At 49.6% G+C, this 17281-nt stretch carries 11 protein-coding genes; 1 reads left to right on the top strand and 10 read right to left on the bottom strand.

Annotation, left to right across the window (positions count from 1 at the left end; genetic code table 11):
- Nucleotides 1-120: 120 nt before the first annotated feature.
- From ACR9Y8_RS01600 to ACR9Y8_RS01575, 6 genes are all read right to left on the bottom strand, one after another.
- Entirely contained in the window at nt 121-891 is a 771-nt protein-coding gene (locus ACR9Y8_RS01600; protein ID WP_481211471.1) for an alpha/beta fold hydrolase, read from the bottom strand.
- Between the two features lie 196 nt (nt 892-1087).
- Entirely contained in the window at nt 1088-1492 is a 405-nt protein-coding gene (locus tag ACR9Y8_RS01595) for a DoxX family protein (protein WP_481211470.1), read from the bottom strand.
- A 127-nt stretch (nt 1493-1619) separates the two neighbouring features.
- On the bottom strand, nt 1620-1874 hold the full coding sequence (locus tag ACR9Y8_RS01590; protein ID WP_481211469.1) for a hypothetical protein: 255 nt from the start codon (nt 1872-1874) through the stop codon (nt 1620-1622).
- A gap of 253 nt (nt 1875-2127) precedes the next feature.
- Complete coding sequence (locus ACR9Y8_RS01585; protein WP_481211468.1) at nt 2128-3516, bottom strand: RagB/SusD family nutrient uptake outer membrane protein; 1389 nt, start codon at nt 3514-3516, stop codon at nt 2128-2130.
- Nucleotides 3517-3527: 11 nt separating this feature from the next.
- Nucleotides 3528-6812 (bottom strand): SusC/RagA family TonB-linked outer membrane protein, encoded by a 3285-nt coding sequence (locus ACR9Y8_RS01580; protein WP_481211467.1) that lies wholly within the window; start codon nt 6810-6812, stop codon nt 3528-3530.
- A gap of 3 nt (nt 6813-6815) precedes the next feature.
- Entirely contained in the window at nt 6816-7934 is a 1119-nt protein-coding gene (locus tag ACR9Y8_RS01575; protein ID WP_481211466.1) for a FecR family protein, read from the bottom strand.
- A gap of 744 nt (nt 7935-8678) precedes the next feature.
- Here ACR9Y8_RS01575 and ACR9Y8_RS01570 point away from each other — a divergent pair.
- Nucleotides 8679-12848 carry a T9SS type B sorting domain-containing protein gene (locus ACR9Y8_RS01570; RefSeq protein WP_481211465.1) on the top strand — a complete coding sequence of 1390 codons (4170 nt, stop codon included), beginning with the start codon at nt 8679-8681 and terminating at the stop codon, nt 12846-12848.
- A gap of 22 nt (nt 12849-12870) precedes the next feature.
- Here the strand turns inward: ACR9Y8_RS01570 and ACR9Y8_RS01565 are convergent, their stop codons facing one another.
- The 4 genes from ACR9Y8_RS01565 to ACR9Y8_RS01550 form a co-directional block, all read right to left on the bottom strand.
- Nucleotides 12871-14355 carry a TPM domain-containing protein gene (locus ACR9Y8_RS01565; protein ID WP_481211464.1) on the bottom strand — a complete coding sequence of 495 codons (1485 nt, stop codon included), beginning with the start codon at nt 14353-14355 and terminating at the stop codon, nt 12871-12873.
- A gap of 584 nt (nt 14356-14939) precedes the next feature.
- Nucleotides 14940-15734 (bottom strand): hypothetical protein, encoded by a 795-nt coding sequence (locus ACR9Y8_RS01560; protein WP_481211463.1) that lies wholly within the window; start codon nt 15732-15734, stop codon nt 14940-14942.
- A gap of 99 nt (nt 15735-15833) precedes the next feature.
- Nucleotides 15834-16055, bottom strand: a complete 222-nt coding sequence (locus ACR9Y8_RS01555; protein ID WP_481211462.1) for a hypothetical protein — start codon at nt 16053-16055, stop codon at nt 15834-15836.
- 121 nt (nt 16056-16176) lie between these two features.
- A complete protein-coding gene (locus ACR9Y8_RS01550) occupies nt 16177-17085 on the bottom strand; it encodes an NAD(P)/FAD-dependent oxidoreductase (protein WP_481211461.1) in 909 nt (302 codons plus the stop codon).
- Nucleotides 17086-17281: the final 196 nt, after the last annotated feature.

Here is a 17281-nt window from a genome sequence, read left to right as displayed (position 1 = left end):
TTCATAGGTATAACAACCGGGAAGCGAAATCTGGACAATGCAGTCAAATATTTTTTTTACCCCAGCCTGAACAAGCTATTATCGTATTTAATAAGTTAAAGTTCTCTCTTATATGTGGTACTACCTGGCAGCATCCATAATAACCGCTGCTACCTTATCGGGCATTGACAGCATCGGCACATGGCTGGATTTTAGCTCGGTAGTTTTGGCATTGATCATTTTTGCTTCCGCCTGTTGCAGCGGGGGCAGGACCATGTGGTCTTCTGTACCGATGATCATCCAGGATGGTTTTTGTTTCCAGGCGGCAGTTGATATTTTACCGGCAGTTCCCTTTATTGCCCAGGGCACCTGTGTGGCGAAAATAATGTTCCTTTCCTTAGGCGCCAGGTCCTGTGCGAAATGTTCATTGATCCCTTTATTCGTCATCGACAGGAATCCAGCGGAATCCGGCCTGAATTCAGCACTGCCCGGAGAAGGGTAGGGCTGAAATACATCTGCTGCTGATTGATTATCGTCAGGGATCAAAGCACAAACATATACCAGGCGTGCTACCTTGGGATCGTTGCCTGCTTCTGTTACTACTATTCCTCCATAGGAGTGGCCCACCAGTAATACGGGGCCATCCATTAAGGCAATGGCACGCCTGGTAGCGGCCACATCATCTTCCAGCGAGGTCAGTGGATTTTGTACAGCAATTACATTGAATCCTTTTGCCTGGAGCAACGGAATAATGCCTGACCAGCTGGACCCATCAGCAAAAGCGCCGTGCACCAGTACAATGTTCTTTATGCTGCCAGGAGCTGTTTGTGATTGAACATGCTGCGTAAAGGACAGGATGGCGATTGCAGCCATCAATAATCCTGCGTAAAGTCTTTGTTTAATATAGATCATAAAATTTGTTTTCCCTGGAATTGCAAGCGCCGGGCCATTGGGTAACAATTTGGTTATGAGGAGCGTAGTTGAACGAAGGAAGGGAAGGGTAAACTTTATTTCGTCAATTGGCGGATGGAAGCGCTATATTTCATCAATGGGCGCAGGAAGCCTGCCAGATAAACAGCTGACAGGCTTCTTCATATAATAAGACATTTCAAATCTGTGCTTCGCTTATTTTACGGCTGGCAGGCCTGAGCATCCATGAAAGTACAATTAAGGCCACAAAGGTTACCTGGGCGATCACGCCGCCGATGCCATCGCCGCTGACGAGGTGTGAGATCACGGCGCCGGTCATCAGGAAAAAGAAACCTGCATAGGCCCATTCTTTCAGGAGACGGAATCCCGGGAGGAGTAAAGTAAGCACACCAAGGATCTTCCAGGTGCCCAGGATGTTCATCAGGTAAACCGGGTATCCCAGGTGGTGGAAGCCATCTACGGTGGATGCCGCGTGGAGCAGCTGCGCAATACCGCCGGACAGCATGCCGGCGACGAGTAAGCCGGTAGAGATCCAATAAAGGATGGTTTTGGTTTTTCCTGATGCGTTGTGTGTAGTTGTCATTGTTTGTGATGTTTGGTTAGACACCAGGATAATGACTGAGCGCGGGGGAATTGGACAGGTACCAGGAGATATTTTTAAAGAAAGTGGAGGAGGCTTGCAGAGAGGGCCCTGCAAGCCTCTTCGTGCATCAGAATGGTTTGTACCATGGTGTAACACAGGAGTTGAACTGATAGAATTTATAAGTGTGGGTACCAACCACCGTGGTGCAGATAGAGCCGGGCGAAGTCAGCGTACATTCATCCGGCCGGTTAGTGGGAGCCTGGCAAATGGTCGGAGTAGCGGAATCCGTCCACCGGGCGGTAACAAAACGATTGTTAGCCTGAAGGGCTGCAGTAATGGAGAAGGCGAGGCTGAGGGTGACCAGCACCAGTTTCTTTTTCATAAAGAACATATTTAGGTTTAGAAGATAAAATACGCCCGTTTTTACAGGAGACAGGCCGCCTGTTTTGTTAACGGAAATGATGGAATTGTTTATCGCGTGGAGTAGGCGTGTAGTGCACAGAGCCCCCAAATGCCCTGTTATTCAGAATATACTTTGTCCAGGCTAGGATAGCGATAATTAATCACAAAATAAAGTCCCGACACTTGGTATTAAAGGAATATTATAACTAAATATACAGAATTCCTTTCAATTATTAATATCCTCCGTTTTGCCCAAGACCGGGGTTTAGGGTTATTTCCTTCAGGGGGATGGGATAAAGTGTGTCTGTTGGCTGCCAATAGCGGGGCTTTACGGGCGCCAATACGTTATTTGCCCGACCGGTACGTTTTAGGTCAAACCAGCGGTGCCCCCATTCTGAAAAGAGTTCTATTTGTCTTTCGCGTGCAATGGCTGTTAAAATATCATTAAGGGATGTTGCCAGGACAGGAGAAAGTCCTGCTCTTGCGCGGATCATATTGATGTCATCCCTGGCGCCGTCAAGGTCTCCCTGGTGTGCACGCGCTTCCGCGCGAATCAGGTATTGTTCTGCAAGACGGAGCACCATGGAATACTCGTTAAGACTATTACCTGTTTTGACCTTGTACTTGAAAGGGAAGTACCATGTGTCAACTCCACCGGTCGCAATGCTATCCACCCAGTGTACCCTGCGCCGATCGCCCGGTTCAAAGGCCTGTAGGAGGTATGGGCTGAGCGACGTCGAATTATATTCCCCGGTTCCCGGTACATCTGTAAGAATCAGATTATTACCTTCCCAGGTATTGATATCGGGAGTATTAGGTCTTAGTTGCCATATTGCTTCCTCGCTATTAGCGAGAAAGACATCATCAGGAGAATCTGTCAATGTATAAATATCACTGCGTTTAATAATCGAATCTGCCATGGCTGCTGCCTGAGCCCATTGGCGATTATAAAGGTAGACCCGTGTCAGCAGTGCCGTTGCTGCCCACCTGTTGGGGCGTATTCTTTCGCTGATGTAAACGTCGTTTTTACTTAAACTGCGGGCTGTATCCAGGTCGAGGATAATCTTGTTGTAAACCTGCTGCGAGGGATTACGTTTTACTGATTGATTAAAGCGGAAATCCGTTACTGTTATATAGGGTATATCGCCGAACAGGTTCACGAGGTAAAAGTGACAGAAAGCCCTTATAAAGAACGCTTCGCTGAGCAGCTGTACTTTTACGCTGTCAGAAACACCCCTGAATTGTCGTAGCCCTTCGATTACGGAGTTTGCCGCATAAATGCAGGTGTATGCTTTATTCCACAAGCCTTTTTCCACAAAGGCATTATCTGAGGTGATGGAATTATTATAAAACTCCCTGATCTCATTGACGGTAGTATGTGTTTCCAATTCGTCTGCTGATAAAGCGCCGACAAAGCCGACACTCATCGTACCACCGCTGGCAAAGCCATTGTCGCCCATCATTTCTCCATAGATAGCGAGTACAGCGGAGTTGGCCATAATATCGCTTGAAAAAATCTTCTCCTTTGAGGTTTCTGTGCCACTGACAGGAAGATCAACGAATTTTTCACAAGCGGAGAACATTATCCAACAGGCAATCAGCCTGCGTGTAATATATCGCATAATTTAAGATTCTAAAGATTAAGCTGTATACCCAGTATCCACCATCTCAGCGGAGGATATACATGACGGCTGGCGGCTACTTCCGGATCTCTTCCTCCATAGGCGGTAATCGTGAGTAGATTTTGCCCCTGTAGATAGCAGCGCACTTTTTGCACGTGCAGACGGTTTAACCATTGTTGTGGCAGCTGGTATGCGAGGCACAGGCTTCGGAGGCGGAGAAAAGAAGCATCTGTAATCACAGCATCGCTTTTTTGGATATTATTATAAGAATTATATGCCAGGCCAGCCCCCTGCGTAAATCGCTGAAAAGGCTTCTTGTCGCCGGTAGTCGTCCATCGGTCCCATACGTCCAACGGTTGGTTCACCTGTGCCGTACCTGGAACGGCATCGATATATAGATAGTTATACCTGTTCTGTTTAACAAAATAGAATAGTATGTCCAACTGCCAGTTCTTAAATTCCCAATGGTTCTGCAGCCCGCCGTAGAACAGGGTACCGATCCTCTTCGGGTAATTAAATGCAGCGCCCGGAGGCTTTCCTGTAGTATCTACATCTACAAAGCTGTAAGTTCCTGTTAAAGAGTCAACTCCTATATATTGCAATCCTTTAATAGTGTTGACGGGACTTCCTACCATTAAATTTGCGTTATAGGAAGTGCTTTCCAGGTTCCGGAAGAAAACCAGTTTGTTCTGGGGAATACTTAGATTGATGGAGGTGTTCCAGTTAAAAGCCCTCCGCTGTATGTTGACGGTATTTAGTTCCAGTTCCATACCGGTATTACTGACCTCTGCGTCAAAATTCGCATAGACACTATTGAACCCGGTTGTGCCTGGTAGGGCGAGATTTATAAGCTGATGAGTGGACCGGTGACGATAGTGGCAGCCCCTGAATAGAATCCTGTCTTGCATAAACCCAAGATCCAGTCCAAACTCTAACTTTTTGCTAAGTTCCCATCCATAGTCTGGAGCTCCCAAGCGTGAAGGAAACCAGTTCACCTGTTGCCCGTAGGATAAGGAGGCATAAGAATAGGTGGTATAGTAGCCGTAGTCTGAGATTTGGTCGTTCCCTGTAATGCCATAACTAGACCTCAGCTTACCAAAGCTTAAGCCCGGAAATGCTTTCTGTATCCAAGACTCTTTTGAAAAGATCCACGCTCCGCCAACAGATCCGAAAGTGGCAAACCTATTGCCGGGCGCAAACCTGCTGGACCCATCCCTTCTAACGTTCAGATTCGCTATATACTTTTCCTCCCAGTTATAATTGATACGCCCAAAGATAGCACTGTACCGGTACACATAACTGAAACTAGCCAGGCGTTCGATATTGTACGCTGCCTCTATGCGCTCCAGCTGATCATTGCTGGTAAATCCGCCGGCATAAAGTGCTTTCTGATCTCTGATATCCTGCTGAAAAGTGGCTCCTACAAGCGTTTGAAGCGATCCACTTCCGTTAGTTAACTGATATTCAGCCACTGGTTCAATGATCCAATCCGTCATTTTCCCGTCAGAGAAACGACTAAAACCTCCTACGCTTGAACCGTAGCCCGCGCTGGGGTTGAAAGTATACCAGGGATTAATCTGGACTTCATTCATTTGAACCTGATTGTAGGCCGCATCAGTTTTAAGCAAGAGATCAGGGATCGGTCTATAATTGAATGACGAAGTGATCATCAGGTTGTTGGAACTCGCCTTGTAAGGTCTTCCCAGATCACCCATTGGATTGTCAAAAGTGTTGCCATCCCAGTTCAGGGTGCCATCCTTGTTGTAAGGGGCAGGTGCATTGGGAGCCACTGATGTATGTACGGAAAGGTCAATGGGTGGCAGTACGTTTTTTTCATTTACATAAACAGTAGCAAATGTCGCCCGGGCCTTTTGGTTGTTGCTAGACAGGCAATAATAAGCACGGGCAGACATTTTTCTATAGCCGAAGCTTCCGGGATAGACCGTGGTTTCACTATGGTATCCTCCGTTGATACGAAATGCTGATGTACTATCGCCTCCTTCTACAGCAAGTTGCGCATCACTGATGTGAGCCGTGCCGCCTAATATTGCCCTTTCCCAGTCGGTATAGCGGGTGGTATCCCAATTGAGCAGGTCATGATCTCTATTATTTTCGGGATCAGTACGATCATTGCGCAAGGCTTCACGTCTCATTTGAAGGTACTGTTCCGTATTGAGGAAACGCTGGTGATGTGCTACCCGTCCTATGCCAGCATATATACCAGCTTCCAGTTTCATTTTACCGGTTGCTGCTTTTTTAGTAGAGATCAGTATAACCCCATTAGCGCCGCGCGAGCCGTAAATAGCAGTGGCGTCAGCATCTTTTAGTACCTCCACACTTTGTATGTCAGCAATATTGAACAAGGTCAGCGGGTTGGATGCACCGAGCGGACCAATAGGAGGAATCGGTTTCATTGCATTATAGCTAAGGGCCAGTGACGGGAACGGAATACCATCTACAATATAGAGCGGCCTGTTACCCGCAGTGATACTGGCCTGTCCACGCAATTCTACTTTTACCTCGCCTCCGGGAAGACCAGAGAGCTGGGTGATATTCAAGCCTGGCGCTCTGCCTTGCAAAGCCAGCAGCGGGTCGGCAACAGCCTGCTGTACAATTTCCGCTGCCTTCACTTTGCTGACGGTACCCGTTAGCTTTCGCTGGCTACTAGTACCGTAGGCTATTACTACTGCTTCATCCAATTCCCGGGGCTTTTCTGTTAGTTGTATCGTGGGCGTTTCGCCCTTCCTAACAACTATTTCCTGGTCAGCATAGCCTAGAAAACGCACGATAAGCCGTGTTTCCTTCTCTTCTGCTACCACTGTGAATGCCCCTTTAAGGTCGGTTTGCGCACGTTTATCAGCATCTTTTACCAACACTGTAGCGCCAATGATAGGAGTGCCATTTTTATCCGTAACCAGGCCATTGATGAACGATGATACAGATTCAGGCGCAGGCTTTTTCTCCTGTTCAGATTGGAAGTGCTCCCCGCCGATGATCACGAAGGTTCCTTTGTAGTATTTCCATTTCAGTCCTCTTTTGCCTAATACCAGAGACAGTACGGTATCTAAAGATGTGTGATCAAAATCAGCGGATACCTTTTCATAAGGGTTCAATACCTGCTCGCTGTAGAATGCCCGCATTTGAGTCTCCTCCCAGATGATCCGGAACAAATCGACCATCCTGACATCCTTTACGTGGGTGGTCACCGGACGATCACCAGGCTTCAGCTGGGCACGCAGACACGATATGCTAATGCCGATCAAAAAGAACAGTAAAAACAATGGTTTGGGGTACATCGTTTACAATGTTTTCTTCTGGAAGTTGATCAAGGATCTGTATATATACCATTTACCGTTCTTCTTCTCGAAAGAAAAGTGGTGCGCATTTCCAAGCCATTCTAAATGACTGTTAATCGGTTGTTGTCTTTCTAAGGTACCACGAACGGTTTCTTTCCTGATTGACGAATCCGGAATGACGAAGTCTGTATCATAACGTCTGGCTAATTCTTTAAACACTTCGTCCAAGGGCTGCCCTTCCATATAATACTCGCCATTCAACCAGGCAAGATGCATTGAAGGATCGAGTTTCTCCCGGGTAAGAGCGCCACTTTCCCGTCTTATCGTGACACCGGTATTTTTATGGAGCACTATATTGTTTTTCTGTTGTGCTACCCGTACACTACCGGAGGTCACTGACACTTGTAAGTAACTCAGGTTCTCGTATGCGCGGATCTTAAATGACGTCCCCAGCGCCGTCGTTACCGCGTCCTTCGTGCGGACCCTTAACGGTAGAAATGGATTCCTGGCCGCGACAAAGAAAGCCTCTCCAACTAAATTCAGATCTCTATGGTTCACAGCAAAACCAGCACGGATGCATAAGGACGAGGCCGGGTTCATATGTGCAACGGTTCCGTCGGGTAGGGGTACTTTTAACCAGCGCCCTGCTGGTACTATTAATGTATTACATTCCTTGTTTTTACATTGTGGACCGGACAACAGTTCCTCAAATTGGTCGGCAGACAGCTCGTTATTTTTAATTCGGCTTGAGTCGATCGTTATTATGGTGCCGTCGCAGGTAACCAGGATGACGTCCTTGGGAGCTGCCGCAATGCTTGCCGTGGCGGACATTGCAGGGAGATTATTGGTATTTGACGTGCTTCTTTGTACCAAATAATAGTATACAACAATGCACACAACTGCTATGATAACACAGCAGAGATATGCTTTCCACGGTTTTCTGCTTTCAGCTTCCTTGCCTTGGGTTTCTGAGCGGGGTTTGCCTATGTTAAATAACCGTTGATATAAAGGAGTTAGCAACCACTGGCAGAAGTTAGCAATGGATACTCGAATAAGCTCTTTTAAGGCCGGGTCAATGAATCTCCCAAGGAAATCCACGATTGCCTTCCAAATGTCGTTCATAAGAGTCGTTTACGATAACTGATGATTATTTTAGCTGAGTATAATGTGGAAAAAAGTATTAAATGGGTCTCCCCGATAGCTGGGGGGACTCTTTTTTGTCGCGATACTAAATAGGATTTCCTTCACCATGTTGATGATTGTTTTGGTTTTTGAAATTTTTAAACTTTACTTCCTCCCGGTGTCTGGAAGGTGTAAATTTGTACGCCTGTTTGCCAGATGTTTGAGGTTCGTTCTACCTGCAGGTATAGGGTGCTTTACAGATTGTGTTCAATTTCTGTTGCTCCCAATAAATTGATGGAACAGCTCAATCAACATTATTAAGATGGCATCACAAACTTTAGTATGATAAAGGTTTTCTCATGATTGCCGCGGCAAGTTACTTAGCCAAGGGATACGAAATAGTTAATCCATTGTTATTTATTATATGAACGACTTTTTATCATGACAACTTTTTCTCTCAACACATATTCAACTATTTTGTCTATATTTATCATAACCATAAATTCCAACGTTATTTATTGTCCTGTTCGGTCAGATAGTCAATCAACGCGGGTTTAGCTTAAACTACATTTACTGATGCGCCAACTTAGACGTGCTCCCCATTTTATACCGCAGCGCCGGCCGCCACCTGCGTAAGCGTTCCTCCTCAACGACCATAGCCTACTGAGATCCACTTATGTCTTTCCCTGTGCCTAGGTAATAGCAGTTTCATCATGTTATTAACAAGAGAAAGGGTACCAGATAATGTCTGTAAAACTTAAGTGTCTCGTTTGGCTGGCTGGAATATTACTATGCCACGTAGTTAAAGCGCAACTACCTCAACCGGTTCATGGCCCCTGCGGCGCATCGGCTACTATCGCAGGAGTAGTGAACACCTATTACCCCGCACTCAATAATGTAAATACCGGCGATCTCGTTATTGCTCTTGGCCCCTCCATCGGCAATGCCAGTCCGCTGCTGCAAGGCGACCGCATACTGATCATCCAGATGCAGGACGCTACCATCAATGCCGTTAATTCTCCTGCCTACGGCGGTAACGGAGTAGATGGCAACGGGTATATAGACCTTGGTTATTCAGGGCAATTTGAATTTGCGGAGGTAGGCAGCTTCATCGGTGGCATACTTACCCTTGTAGCGCCGTTGCAGTTTAGCTACAGGGCTGTTAGCGGCATCCCGAATCGTAAATCATCCTACCAGGTGGTCCGCGTGCCTACCTATACAAACGTTATTTTAAGCGACACTGTGAAGGCAGCGGCCTGGGACGGCGCAGCCGGGGGGATCGTAGCCTTTCATGTATGGCAGACACTGGATATGAACGGGCATGATATCTCTGCTACCGGGTTGGGCTTCCGGCCCGGGAAGATCAATTCTGCCGGTGGCGCCTACAATCTCCAGGATTATGTACGGGTGACCTACGGCAGCTTCGGCGAAAAAGGGGAAGGTATTGCAGGCACGCCGGAAGGTACCTACGCCGCTACTGCGGGCGGCTATGAGAATGGCAGCTTTTCAAGGGGCGCTCCTGCCAATGCAGGAGGTGGCGGTAATGCGCATAATTCAGGCGGCGGGGGAGCCGCTAATTTCGGCGACGGTGGTAAAGGCGGCTTCCAATACACAGGTCCGCAGGATGTGGGCGGACGCGGCGGAAAAGGCGTGAAAACAGCATTGCCCGGCCGCATCATCATGGGTGGCGGCGGCGGCGGCGGTCATCAGAATAATGGAGCGGCCACCGGGGGAGGAGCAGGGGGCGGTATTATTATGATCACAGCGAATAGCATCACCGGTACGGGCGCTTTCACTACAAACGGCATCAGCGCAGGACCGTCAACAGATGACGGCGCGGGCGGCGGCGGAGCAGGCGGCAGTATTATGTTGGCATACACAGGTGCACTGCCGTCCGGGGTGTCCTTTTCAGCTAGGGGAGGCAATGGCGGCAATGAGACCTTCCTGGCGCGTCACGGTTGCGGCGGCGGAGCAGGCGGCGGTGTGATCATCACCAGTACCTTCGCCCCGGTAATAGATGTGGCGGGCGGCATCCGGGGGCTCTCTAACGGAACAGAATGGGGAGCGGTAGACGGACAACCGGGCACGGTCATGAATACGGATCTTACACCGCTCTTTCCTACCAGCACACAGTTACCGGTGCTGGAGGTAAAGCCGGATACAACGGTTTGCGCACCCACTACTGTTGATATTACCAGTCCGGCTATCATTACCAACCGCGGCCAGGGGCCGCAATATGTGCTGAGCTACTGGACAGATGCCGTTACCACCATCCCAGTGCCTAACCCACGGGCTATTAATCAATCAGGCACTTATTATATCAGGATCTTCAATAACAACACAAAATGCGAACGCGTAGCGGCGGTACAGGTAACCGTTAACCCACAGCCCATGATCACACTAGGCACCAATGACACCAGCGTTTGCGCGCCCACAAAGGTGGATATCACCAGCACTGCTGTCATTGCCAATCGAAGCCAGGGGCCGGAGTACGTACTGAGTTACTGGACGGATGCAGGGCTGACTATTCCTTTAGCGAACCCGCAGGCAGTTGATCAAACAGGCAGGTACTATCTCCGGCTGGTCAATACCAATACAGGATGCGATACCGTGACATCCGTACAGGTTACTGTGCATCCACGGCCCGTGCTGACGCTGCAAACAAATGATACGGCCGTTTGTGCGCCCGCTACCGTTGATATTACCGGTCCGGGCATCATCAGTTACTACGATCAGGGCCCGCAATATGCACTCAGCTTCTGGATGGATGCCGCTGCTACCATTCCTTTAACAAATCCCCGGGCAGTAAGTCAGACAGGTACCTACTACATCCGGCTGGCCAATACCATTACAGGATGTGATACGGTAGCAGCAGTAAAGGTTACGATCAACCCGAAACCTGTGTTAACATTAAGGGCAAATGATACGACCGTTTGTGGCGCAACCTCCATTGATCTCAGTAGCACTGCCATCATCATCAACCGCAGCCAGGGCCCGGAATATGTATTGAGCTTTTGGATGGATGCCGCGCTGACCATTCCTGTTGCGAATCCACAGGCGGTTGATCAGACAGGCCGGTATTATATCCACCTTGTCAATACCAATACAGGATGCGATACCGTGGCATCCGTACAGGTTACTGTGCATCCACGGCCCGTGCTGACGCTGCAAACAAATGATACGGCCGTTTGTGCGCCCGCTGCAGTAGATATTACGGGTCCGGGCATCATCAGCTATTACGATCAGGGCCCTCAATATGCACTGAGCTTCTGGATGGATGCCGCTGCTACCATTCCATTAACTAATCCCCGGGCAGTTAGTCTGACAGGCACCTACTATATCCGGCTGTCCAATACTATTACAGGATGTGATACGGTAGCGGCAGTACAGGTTACGATCAACCCGAAACCAGTGTTGACATTAAGGGTGAATGACACGACCGTTTGCGGCGCAACACCCATTGATCTCAGCAGCAATGCCATCATCATCAACCGCAGCGAGGGCCCGGAATATGTATTGAGTTACTGGACGGATGCCGCGCTGACCATTCCTGTTGCGAATCCACAGGCGGTTGATCAGACAGGCCGGTATTATATTCACCTTGTCAACACCAATACAGGATGCGACACAGTGGCTTCGGTGCAGATCACTATCCATCCGCAACCTGCATTAACACTGCGGGTGAACGATACTACCGTTTGCGCACCTACGACGATAGACCTTACCAATCCGGTATTTATCTCCAGCCGTGACCAGGGCGCAGCATATGTGCTGAGCTTCTGGATGGATGCCGCTACCACTATTCCTGTAGCGAACCCACAGGCCATTAACCGCTCGGGAACTTATTATATCAGGCTTGCCAATACGGGTACCCATTGCGCGACGGTGGCGTCCATACAGGTCACTATCCGTCCGCAACCCGTATTAACGTTAACGGCTACCCCGCCTTCATGTACAGGTAGCAGCAATGGCATTATTATTCCGTCTCCTGCGAATGGTACAGCGCCTTACCAGTATAGCAGCGACGGAGGCCTTAGCTGGCAGGACACGATAGCGGCCAGCCTGCCAGCCGGCGCTTACCACATCATAGTAAGAGACAACTATGGATGTGTATCAGCACCTGCATCTGCCGTATTGAACGATCCGCCTTTACTTACACTCCGGGAAGACGCCTCCGGCCATGCAAATGTGAGCTGTAACGGTATCAGCGACGGGCAACTGCAATTTGTGGCTGCAGGCGGTACTAACGGGTACCTGTACACGATCTCTTCAGCCAACGGTGAGATCAGTAATAACACCGGGCGGTTCAGCGGATTACCTGCAGGGACTTATACCGTGAACGTCACAGATGGAGCGCAATGCAGCCGGCGCATGGAAGCTGCTATCACGGAACCGCCGGCGCTGAGCGGAGCATTGGTATCCAAAACCGACCTGGATTGCGACGCGCATCCCAAAGGCAATATTACGCTGACAGCCAGCGGCGGCGTACCACCTTATTTGTTCAGTGCAGGGGAGGACAGCTGGCAGCGTGACAGCGTGTTCACCGGGCTGGGAGTGGGCGTATATACCCTGACTGTAAAAGACGGGAACAATTGTGTTACGGCGCCGCTGTCTGCTGAGATTGATATAGGAGACGAGTGCGAGATGTTCTTCCCCTCTGCCTTTTCGCCGAATGGAGATGGGCTGAATGACCTGTTCCGTCCGAAGTATTATAAACGCATCAGTAACTACCGCTTAACAGTTTATAACCGCTGGGGCGCGCTGATCTTCCAGAGCGATGATCCTGCAAAGGGATGGGATGGCCAGTTTAAAGGTGTACTGGCAGAGACGGGGACTTTTGTATGGGTGGCTCATTTTACAGACCGCAGCGGACAAGCACGGGCGATGAGAGGGACGGTTACCTTGGTGAAATAAGCAGCACTGTGTGCAGGCAGGTTTACCAACTGCTGCCTGCGCCGCCACCACCTGAAGAACCGCCGTCCCAGCTGTCGGAAGAAGATGAAGATTCCGAAGAATCCGAGGAACCGCCTGAGCTGCTACCGGTAGCCGGTATAGAATAGGTTTCTTTCTTTTTAAATGCGCAGTAGCCGCATGCATAGTATTGGTATCCCCAACCAGAGCTGGAAGAAGTAGCCGACTGCATGATCTCTTTATGCGTAGACTGCAGGGTTTTATGTGTGCACTCCGGGCAGTTGGTTGCTGTGGAGGAATCGTTATCATAACCATAGATTCGTGTAGTGCTGCATGCGGAGCACTGCCATACGTCATAATCTATGGAACCGATCGTTTCTTCTACCACCTGGTATCTTTGAAGGAATGCGTGATCTGTTTTTTCGTCGATACGCTGCATGATATTGTTGCAGGACTGGCAATAGTAAGGGTCGTAGCGAAGCCGGTGTAGCCGTGTACGTACCTGGCGAAAAAAAGCCAGCATAGGGAAGGGGAAGAGAATGCTTAACAAGATGTGCGGCGCTGCTTCTTTCCAGGTAAGGTAACTGTTATAGCGGTCAAGGTTAGCGGTTGCGTGGGCAGCGTTTTTGCTAACGATGCTGGCATACACGCACCAGTAAAGTGCCCAGTGAATATAGATGATCAGCGCTACGATGCCGAAACCGAAGGAGAGATCGGTGAAGTTCAGCAATGCGAAGATACTTACGAAAGGCATAGCGAACAGCCATGCCCAATCCATCCATCCGGGACGGTAGAGCGCGTTGACAGTTGACCGTTGACTGTTGGCAGCTGAGCGCTTTTTGCGTAGTCCGAAGAAGAAGAAAACATTGCCGCTCGCAAGCGTGGCAAAATAAAGAATGGCGCTGCCTTCGGCGGGTGTTTCACGCGTTGCTGATACGGATTCCATGAAGGTGCTTGCGGTGTTATCTTCCCGGGACGGGATGGTTTGTACGTCTTGTCCGCGTAGTACGGAGATCACTGCCTGCAGGCCCTGTATCATACCGTTATCATAATCCTGTTGTTTGAAGTATGGTAGCATGATGTGTTGCTGGATGCGGAAGCAGACCACATCGGGAAGATCGCCTTCCAGGCCGAGGCCTGTTTCGAATTCGATACGACGCTGATCGTTTACGAGGAGGACGACAAGGCCATTATTCTTTTCCCGGTCGCCAGGTTTCCAGGTACTGAATATTTCATGGGCAAGGTCTTTGGGAACCTGGTTGCCGATGGTTTTAAGTAATACAACGGCTACCTGGGCACGGCCGGAGCGGTCAAGGCTGTCGAGCAGTAGGTTAAGGGACTGTTCGGCGGCGGGTGAAATAAGCTGATCGGGGTTGGAAACGTGATTACCGTGCTGCATAGGATCGGGGATCCGGGCAACGCTGAAATCCTGCGCGGCAGCAAGGTGGCAGGTTAACAACAGCAATACCGACAGGTAGCAGCGGTAAAAGGGACGGTTGACGAATTGCATGTAGGCTGGCAGTGTTAGTGCCTTGCAAAAATGCTAAAAAAAGGGATTGGCAGAGGGAGGAGGGATATATTAATCACACATTACGTGCTGGTGTTAGACTGAGTAAGCACTTATGCGGCTATGACTAAGCACTCTCCCGGATAGTGCCCGGAGCAAACGGCTGGTAAGCGGCCAGTAAGACACTACTGTAAATCAAGGCTTTGTGGACGTGAGGTGGAGTTGATCGGGAGTTCAGCAGGGGATGAAATGGGGACGTTTGAGGTTTGAAGTTTGAGGTTTGAGGTTCGTTGGAGGTGGGAAGTTGGGGATTAAGCGCCGGGCGAAAGGGGAAGGTATCGTCTTGGGGCGGAAATAGGGTGGAAATGGGCAATTTCGGATATAGGTTTTCCCGGAGCTGGACGCTCAGGGCAAAGGAAGGGAGAATTTCTGAATGCAATTGATGACTTGAAAAGATTGCTTCGGGCCGGCTCTACGCAGGGCTACCAGGCCCTCGCAATGACGGGATAGGAGACCCGGGACTACTCTCCGCGGTTTGTTTGCAACGACGGGATAGGAGACCCGGGACTGCTCTCCGCGGTTCTTCGCTATGATGGAGGAGGCAGACCCATTTGTTCTTTTCCCGGCAATGAGGAAGACGAAGATACTGGGCCTGCGCTGCGGAAGACAAAACGTTTACGTGTTGCATTTGTAATGAACGCTGTTGATGTCAATTCTGCTGCAGGAATGGTAATGCTGATCACATCAGCAGCCATGTAACGGCGGTCGCCGGAAGGGTACAGGATGCCATTACATGCTCTACAGGCGCGGTATTGGAGTATCACCATGAGCGCGCCATCACCCTCCACAGGCACGTTCATGGCCATGCCCTTAAAGTGCTCATCTTCGTTCAGTTCGATGATGGCGGAGGATACCTCGGTGCTGATCACCCGGTTTTCAGCGAAGCTGATGCGAGCAGCGATGAGACGAAGCTCTACATGGGTATTGTTGCCTTGTGGCAGCAGTTCCTGGGCGGGGATATGTAGGGTACCGTTTACCGTAAATACAGGTTGTTCAACAAAGAGCTTTTCAATGCCCGTATGGCGGTTGAAGTGGAAGCCCTGGAAGTTTGGGAGATTGTCAGGCCCGGCCTGGATAAAAAGCTTGTTAAGGCGGTTTACCAGGCTGCCATCGTACCGCATGTTAAGGTATGGGCGGACTGCTGCACGAATGAGCTTTCCTTTCCGGCTGGCCATGCCGAAGCGACGGGCAGCGCGGCGCGTGGCGGCTGTCTGTCGTACTTTGTCCGGCATGCTACGAAGGAAATACTTCCCATTTCTGCGGTAGCCAATGACATTATCCAGTCTGCCGGTGAATTTGAGAACACCCGTTTGGAGTGCCATAACAATACTTTTCAATAAAATTACGGGAACCCCGGATCAAAACTGTTGATCTGAATCATCATTTTGGCCTTCCATGCTGTGTATGGACAGTGTTACGGTTTATTTTTTATTATTCAGGTACCTTTCAATGGCCAGACCTACTGTATAGGATTCTTCGGTTTCCTTATCCAGTCCGGCCTCAAACCAGTGATTGGCGCCTTCATTATCCTGTATCAGCTGGATCTGGACTTTGCGCGGGGGAAACTCTACGGAAAAGTGGTTTTCCGGATCTTCTGTCACCTTGATGGTGCCCTGGTAATATGGAACCTGAAATGTATGCATAGCTCAAAGATTTAAAACGTCTTTTTGTGCCTTCAATATTCAGACCAAAGGCGAGCAGGGCCCGCCTTATTTATAACGTTTTAACAACCGATCCTGTTCTGTGGACAGAATGGGGACCCCATCAGAAAGCTTCGTCTATTAACTCCCGGTTCTGCGCGGCCCCGGCAAAGGAGCCCATTGCAACAGCATTGGCCACCGAACGCATGCCACTGGCGTTATCGCCGCAGGCATACACGCCAGGGACAGTAGTGCGTTGCATAGCGTCTATTTTCAGCAGCCCCTGTTCTGTGAGCTCACAGCCCAGCGCTGCAGGGATATCGGAATGCTGTTCATACTGCGGTCTTGAGTAGACGGCTTTCAGGGGAAAATCAGACCCGTCTTTGAAGATAATGCGCTGCAGGTAACCTTTGTCGTGTTCAAAGCTGCTGATCGCTGTTTCAACAATGTTGATGTGATGGCTGCGGATCTTTGTCAGCTGTTCTTCACTAAGCGTGGAAGGGCCGTTGGTGAAGACGGTCAGGTCTTTGGTCCAGTTGCTGATCAGTTTCGCATATTCAAATGCGCCGTCGCCATTGGCCAGGATGCCGGTGCGTTCCTGTTTCACCTCGTAACCATGGCAATAGGGGCAATGGATGGCCGTGATGCCCCAGCATTCGGAGAAACCTTTAATATCCGGCATGATGTCGCGGATCCCGGAGGCGAATACCAGTTTCTTTGCTGTGAAGCGGCCGCCTCCCTGGGTATGGATCCCAAAGCCAGTGTCTGTCCGGGCGCCCTTAAGGGCCAGGCCTTCACGGAAGGTAACGGTTTTGTACTCCGCCACCTGCGCTCTGGCCAGGGCGGAGAGCTCCGCGGGTGTTTGTCCGTCGCGGGTAAGGAAATTATGCGAGTGCGGCGTTTGGCGGTTGCAGGGCTTTCCACTGTCTATTATCAGTACGTTTCTTAAGGCGCGGCCAAGGCTCATGGCTGCGGAGAGGCCGGCATAGCTGCCGCCGATGATGATCACGTCAAAGTTGTTGCTGTCTGTCATAAGCTAGTCGTTGGTTAAGTATCGGTTATCAGTCATCAGTTGACAGTTGTCAGTAAATCGTCGCTTTAATCACTGACAACTGACAACTGAAGACTTCTTCAAAGGTAAGTATTATCGCAACACCGTTGCAAATAATTTTGATCCAGAACGGGTATTGCCGCATTTGTCTAAAATGGTATATTTAAGTAGATTTAGT

The organism is Chitinophaga sp. SVR4-12A (assembly GCF_056754765.1).
Note: the sequence above shows the minus strand (reverse complement) of the source record. Positions and strands in the feature narration are given on the sequence as shown.

What these genes read in the sequence shown, in the direction of transcription:
- ACR9Y8_RS01600 (WP_481211471.1), bottom strand. Translation starts at nt 891, where the DNA reads ATGATCTATATTAAACAAAGACTTTACGCAGGATTATTGATGGCTGCA.
- ACR9Y8_RS01595 (WP_481211470.1), bottom strand. Translation starts at nt 1,492, where the DNA reads ATGACAACTACACACAACGCATCAGGAAAAACCAAAACCATCCTTTAT.
- ACR9Y8_RS01590 (WP_481211469.1), bottom strand. Translation starts at nt 1,874, where the DNA reads ATGAAAAAGAAACTGGTGCTGGTCACCCTCAGCCTCGCCTTCTCCATT.
- ACR9Y8_RS01585 (WP_481211468.1), bottom strand. Translation starts at nt 3,516, where the DNA reads ATGCGATATATTACACGCAGGCTGATTGCCTGTTGGATAATGTTCTCC.
- ACR9Y8_RS01580 (WP_481211467.1), bottom strand. Translation starts at nt 6,812, where the DNA reads ATGTACCCCAAACCATTGTTTTTACTGTTCTTTTTGATCGGCATTAGC.
- ACR9Y8_RS01575 (WP_481211466.1), bottom strand. Translation starts at nt 7,934, where the DNA reads ATGAACGACATTTGGAAGGCAATCGTGGATTTCCTTGGGAGATTCATT.
- ACR9Y8_RS01570 (WP_481211465.1), top strand. Translation starts at nt 8,679, where the DNA reads ATGTCTGTAAAACTTAAGTGTCTCGTTTGGCTGGCTGGAATATTACTA.
- ACR9Y8_RS01565 (WP_481211464.1), bottom strand. Translation starts at nt 14,355, where the DNA reads ATGCAATTCGTCAACCGTCCCTTTTACCGCTGCTACCTGTCGGTATTG.
- ACR9Y8_RS01560 (WP_481211463.1), bottom strand. Translation starts at nt 15,734, where the DNA reads ATGGCACTCCAAACGGGTGTTCTCAAATTCACCGGCAGACTGGATAAT.
- ACR9Y8_RS01555 (WP_481211462.1), bottom strand. Translation starts at nt 16,055, where the DNA reads ATGCATACATTTCAGGTTCCATATTACCAGGGCACCATCAAGGTGACA.
- ACR9Y8_RS01550 (WP_481211461.1), bottom strand. Translation starts at nt 17,085, where the DNA reads ATGACAGACAGCAACAACTTTGACGTGATCATCATCGGCGGCAGCTAT.